Origin of the sequence: Variovorax paradoxus NBRC 15149, assembly GCF_001591365.1 — a bacterium.
Classification (GTDB): Bacteria; Pseudomonadota; Gammaproteobacteria; order Burkholderiales; family Burkholderiaceae_C; genus Variovorax; species Variovorax paradoxus.
In genome coordinates this window covers 1-5,651 of record NZ_BCUT01000013.1, presented here as the reverse complement: position 1 = coordinate 5,651, position 5,651 = coordinate 1, and the positions used below count along the sequence as shown (strand labels likewise).

Below are 5,651 nucleotides of genomic sequence, written 5' to 3'. Positions count from 1 at the left end.
GAAAAAATCTTCTTCGAAGTTGACGCGGTTTGAAAAAACAGTGCATAATCGAAGGCTCCGCTGAAGCAGCTTCAGCGTCTCGCAGCGAAGGTTGCGGGGTGCGACAAGAAGCTGAAGAAAGCGAAAAAAGTTTGACGGTACTTAAAAAACCGTGATAGACTACAAGGCTTCGCTGATCACAGCAAGCAAGACGAAGCAGACGAAAGTTGCTTCGGGGTTCGTTAAAAATTTACAGCCGATAAGCGTGGGCGTTTGAAGGTAATTGCGTAAGTTCTTCGGAACAAGTCGCAAGACTTAAAACGCTCATGAGAATAGAAGTGAAGTTCACTTCAATTCCGTTTTTATGAGTTGCTCGAAAGAGCGAAAAAAATCAAGATCGAACTATAGAGTTTGATCCTGGCTCAGATTGAACGCTGGCGGCATGCCTTACACATGCAAGTCGAACGGCAGCGCGGGAGCAATCCTGGCGGCGAGTGGCGAACGGGTGAGTAATACATCGGAACGTGCCCAATCGTGGGGGATAACGCAGCGAAAGCTGTGCTAATACCGCATACGATCTACGGATGAAAGCAGGGGATCGCAAGACCTTGCGCGAATGGAGCGGCCGATGGCAGATTAGGTAGTTGGTGAGGTAAAGGCTCACCAAGCCTTCGATCTGTAGCTGGTCTGAGAGGACGACCAGCCACACTGGGACTGAGACACGGCCCAGACTCCTACGGGAGGCAGCAGTGGGGAATTTTGGACAATGGGCGAAAGCCTGATCCAGCCATGCCGCGTGCAGGATGAAGGCCTTCGGGTTGTAAACTGCTTTTGTACGGAACGAAACGGCCTTTTCTAATAAAGAGGGCTAATGACGGTACCGTAAGAATAAGCACCGGCTAACTACGTGCCAGCAGCCGCGGTAATACGTAGGGTGCAAGCGTTAATCGGAATTACTGGGCGTAAAGCGTGCGCAGGCGGTAATGTAAGACAGTTGTGAAATCCCCGGGCTCAACCTGGGAACTGCATCTGTGACTGCATTGCTGGAGTACGGCAGAGGGGGATGGAATTCCGCGTGTAGCAGTGAAATGCGTAGATATGCGGAGGAACACCGATGGCGAAGGCAATCCCCTGGGCCTGTACTGACGCTCATGCACGAAAGCGTGGGGAGCAAACAGGATTAGATACCCTGGTAGTCCACGCCCTAAACGATGTCAACTGGTTGTTGGGTCTTCACTGACTCAGTAACGAAGCTAACGCGTGAAGTTGACCGCCTGGGGAGTACGGCCGCAAGGTTGAAACTCAAAGGAATTGACGGGGACCCGCACAAGCGGTGGATGATGTGGTTTAATTCGATGCAACGCGAAAAACCTTACCCACCTTTGACATGTACGGAATTCGCCAGAGATGGCTTAGTGCTCGAAAGAGAACCGTAACACAGGTGCTGCATGGCTGTCGTCAGCTCGTGTCGTGAGATGTTGGGTTAAGTCCCGCAACGAGCGCAACCCTTGTCATTAGTTGCTACATTTAGTTGGGCACTCTAATGAGACTGCCGGTGACAAACCGGAGGAAGGTGGGGATGACGTCAAGTCCTCATGGCCCTTATAGGTGGGGCTACACACGTCATACAATGGCTGGTACAAAGGGTTGCCAACCCGCGAGGGGGAGCTAATCCCATAAAACCAGTCGTAGTCCGGATCGCAGTCTGCAACTCGACTGCGTGAAGTCGGAATCGCTAGTAATCGTGGATCAGAATGTCACGGTGAATACGTTCCCGGGTCTTGTACACACCGCCCGTCACACCATGGGAGCGGGTTCTGCCAGAAGTAGTTAGCTTAACCGCAAGGAGGGCGATTACCACGGCAGGGTTCGTGACTGGGGTGAAGTCGTAACAAGGTAGCCGTATCGGAAGGTGCGGCTGGATCACCTCCTTTCTGGAAACAAGCAATTTAATTTAAACGCCCACACTTATCGGTTGTTGGAAGAAGTCGAAGTCTTCATTGATTCTCGATTGGGTCTGTAGCTCAGCTGGTTAGAGCACCGTCTTGATAAGGCGGGGGTCGTTGGTTCGAGCCCAACTAGACCCACCAAATCTTCTGATTTCTCGTGTGAGAGTTTTGGGGGATTAGCTCAGCTGGGAGAGCACCTGCTTTGCAAGCAGGGGGTCGTCGGTTCGATCCCGTCATCCTCCACCAATAATGCGATACTTAAATTCAACACCAAAGCGGCTTCCTGTCTAGGCATGAGGCTTCTTTGTTGTTGATCGAGATCTCTTGATCAATCGGCTGTTCTTTAAAAATTCATAGAGTCGAATCAGCGTTGCTGATGGAAACTGCACATTCGTAAAGGTTTAGTGCAGACCGTGCCATCAGCAACATAGAATTTTTGATTGCGTCAAAAGAAACTTCAATTTCGAGTCAAATCGAATTGAATGTACGGCATAACGCGTCAGGTGAGAGACCTGACATATTCCTTGTGATGATTTTGTAGTTTCGCAAGAAACGTCAAAGTTATAGGGTCAAGTGAATAAGAGCACGTGGTGGATGCCTTGGCGATGATAGGCGACGAAGGACGTGATAGCCTGCGATAAGCTTCGGGGAGCTGGCAAATTAGCTTTGATCCGGAGATTTCCGAATGGGGAAACCCACCGAAAGGTATCGCATGATGAATACATAGTCATGCGAGGCGAACCGGGTGAACTGAAACATCTCAGTAGCTCGAGGAAAAGACATCAACCGAGATTCCGAAAGTAGTGGCGAGCGAAATCGGAGAAGCCTGTTAGTGATAGCACAAGACATAACGGAACAGTTTGGAAAGACTGGCCATAGCGGGTGATAGCCCCGTACGTGAAATGACCTGTGTGGTACTGAGCTAACGACAAGTAGGGCGGGACACGAGAAATCCTGTCTGAATATGGGGGGACCATCCTCCAAGGCTAAATACTCATCATCGACCGATAGTGAACTAGTACCGTGAGGGAAAGGCGAAAAGAACCCCGGGAGGGGAGTGAAATAGATCCTGAAACCGCGTGCTTACAAAAAGTAGGAGCCTCGTAAGGGGTGACTGCGTACCTTTTGTATAATGGGTCAGCGACTTACATTCAGTGGCAAGGTTAACCGAATAGGGAAGCCGTAGAGAAATCGAGTCCGAATAGGGCGATCAGTCGCTGGGTGTAGACCCGAAACCAAGTGATCTATCCATGGCCAGGATGAAGGTGCCGTAACAGGTACTGGAGGTCCGAACCGACTAGTGTTGCAAAACTAGCGGATGAGCTGTGGATAGGGGTGAAAGGCTAAACAAACTTGGAAATAGCTGGTTCTCTCCGAAAACTATTTAGGTAGTGCCTCAAGTATTACCATCGGGGGTAGAGCACTGTTTTGGCTAGGGGGTCATGGCGACTTACCAAACCAAGGCAAACTCCGAATACCGATGAGTACAGCTTGGGAGACAGAGCACCGGGTGCTAACGTCCGGACTCAAGAGGGAAACAACCCAGACCGCCAGCTAAGGTCCCTAAAATTGGCTAAGTGGGAAACGAAGTGGGAAGGCTAAAACAGTCAGGATGTTGGCTTAGAAGCAGCCATCATTTAAAGAAAGCGTAATAGCTCACTGATCGAGTCGTCCTGCGCGGAAGATGTAACGGGGCTAAGCCAGTTACCGAAGCTGCGGATTTGCAATTTATTGCAAGTGGTAGGAGAGCGTTCTGTAAGCCTGTGAAGGTGCGTTGTAAAGCGTGCTGGAGGTATCAGAAGTGCGAATGCTGACATGAGTAGCGTTAAAGGGGGTGAAAAGCCCCCTCGCCGTAAGCGCAAGGTTTTCTACGCAACGTTCATCGGCGTAGAGTGAGTCGGCCCCTAAGGCGAGGCAGAGATGCGTAGCTGATGGGAAACAGGTCAATATTCCTGTACCGTTATATAGTGCGATGTGGGGACGGATCTTAATAGGTCATCCGGGTGTTGGATATCCCGGTTTAGTTGGATGTAGGCGTGCATTAGGCAAATCCGGTGCACATATACCGAGGCCAACGATCGAGCGGACTTGTCCGTGAAGTGACTGAACGAGGTTCCAGGAAAAGCCACTAAGCTTCAGCTATATACGACCGTACCGCAAACCGACACTGGTGCGCGAGATGAGTATTCTAAGGCGCTTGAGAGAACTCAGGAGAAGGAACTCGGCAAATTGACACCGTAACTTCGGAAGAAGGTGTGCCCTATTAGTGTGTAGTGAACAACGAAGCATGAATGGGTTGCAAAAAATCGGTGGCTGCGACTGTTTATTAAAAACACAGCACTCTGCAAACACGAAAGTGGACGTATAGGGTGTGACGCCTGCCCGGTGCTGGAAGATTAAATGATGGGGTGCAAGCTCTTGATTGAAGTCCCAGTAAACGGCGGCCGTAACTATAACGGTCCTAAGGTAGCGAAATTCCTTGTCGGGTAAGTTCCGACCTGCACGAATGGCGTAACGATGGCCACACTGTCTCCTCCTGAGACTCAGCGAAGTTGAAATGTTTGTGATGATGCAATCTCCCCGCGGAAAGACGGAAAGACCCCATGAACCTTTACTGTAGCTTTGTATTGGACTTTGAACAGATCTGTGTAGGATAGGTGGGAGGCTTTGAAGCAGGGTCGCTAGATCTTGTGGAGCCAACGTTGAAATACCACCCTGGTGTGTTTGAGGTTCTAACCTAGGTCCATTATCTGGATCGGGGACAGTGCATGGTAGGCAGTTTGACTGGGGCGGTCTCCTCCCAAAGCGTAACGGAGGAGTTCGAAGGTACGCTAGTTACGGTCGGACATCGTGACGATAGTGCAATGGCATAAGCGTGCTTAACTGCGAGACTGACAAGTCGAGCAGATGCGAAAGCAGGACATAGTGATCCGGTGGTTCTGTATGGAAGGGCCATCGCTCAACGGATAAAAGGTACTCTGGGGATAACAGGCTGATACCGCCCAAGAGTTCATATCGACGGCGGTGTTTGGCACCTCGATGTCGGCTCATCTCATCCTGGGGCTGTAGCCGGTCCCAAGGGTATGGCTGTTCGCCATTTAAAGAGGTACGTGAGCTGGGTTTAAAACGTCGTGAGACAGTTTGGTCCCTATCTTCCGTGGGCGCTGCAGATTTGAGGAAGCCTGCTCCTAGTACGAGAGGACCGGAGTGGACACACCTCTGGTGTATCGGTTGTCACGCCAGTGGCATTGCCGAGTAGCTAAGTGTGGAAGAGATAACCGCTGAAAGCATCTAAGCGGGAAACTCGTTTCAAGATGAGATCTGCCGGGGCCTTGAGCCCCCTAAAGAGTCGTTCAAGACCAGGACGTTGATAGGTCAGGTGTGGAAGCGCAGTAATGCGTTAAGCTAACTGATACTAATTGCTCGTGCGGCTTGACCCTATAACTTTGATCAATCAGATCAAGGTGTTATGCCAAGTTGACGCATTCAAAATAATTCGCCAAAAGCTGATTCCAAACTCTATGAATTCGTTGTGTTGATCATGTGATCAGCACGACAACAAGTTATGCCTGATGACCATAGCGACGTGGTACCACTCCTTCCCATCCCGAACAGGACAGTGAAACGCGTCAGCGCCGATGATAGTGCGGGTTCCCGTGTGAAAGTAGGTCATCGTCAGGCTCTTACAGCCAGGAAAAGCCCAACACGGTGTGTTGGGCTTTT

General features: G+C 50.5%; 2 tRNA genes and 3 rRNA genes. All 5 read left to right on the top strand.

The annotated features are described in order from the left end of the window. Positions 1 to 378 precede the first annotated feature (378 nt). The 5 genes from VPA02S_RS31145 to rrf all read left to right on the top strand — a co-directional run bounded on the left by VPA02S_RS31145 (position 379) and on the right by rrf (position 5,609). Positions 379 to 1,913, top strand: a 16S ribosomal RNA gene (locus VPA02S_RS31145). A 79-nt stretch (positions 1,914 to 1,992) separates the two neighbouring features. Beyond that, positions 1,993 to 2,069, top strand: a tRNA-Ile gene (locus VPA02S_RS31140). Between the two features lie 29 nt (positions 2,070 to 2,098). Next, positions 2,099 to 2,174, top strand: a tRNA-Ala gene (locus tag VPA02S_RS31135). A gap of 321 nt (positions 2,175 to 2,495) precedes the next feature. Next, positions 2,496 to 5,368: ribosomal RNA gene (locus VPA02S_RS31130) — 23S ribosomal RNA — on the top strand. A 128-nt stretch (positions 5,369 to 5,496) separates the two neighbouring features. Continuing rightward, positions 5,497 to 5,609, top strand: a 5S ribosomal RNA gene (rrf, locus tag VPA02S_RS31125). Together the 16S, 23S and 5S rRNA genes with 2 tRNA genes alongside form the textbook arrangement of a ribosomal RNA operon. The last annotated feature ends 42 nt before the right edge of the window (positions 5,610 to 5,651 follow it).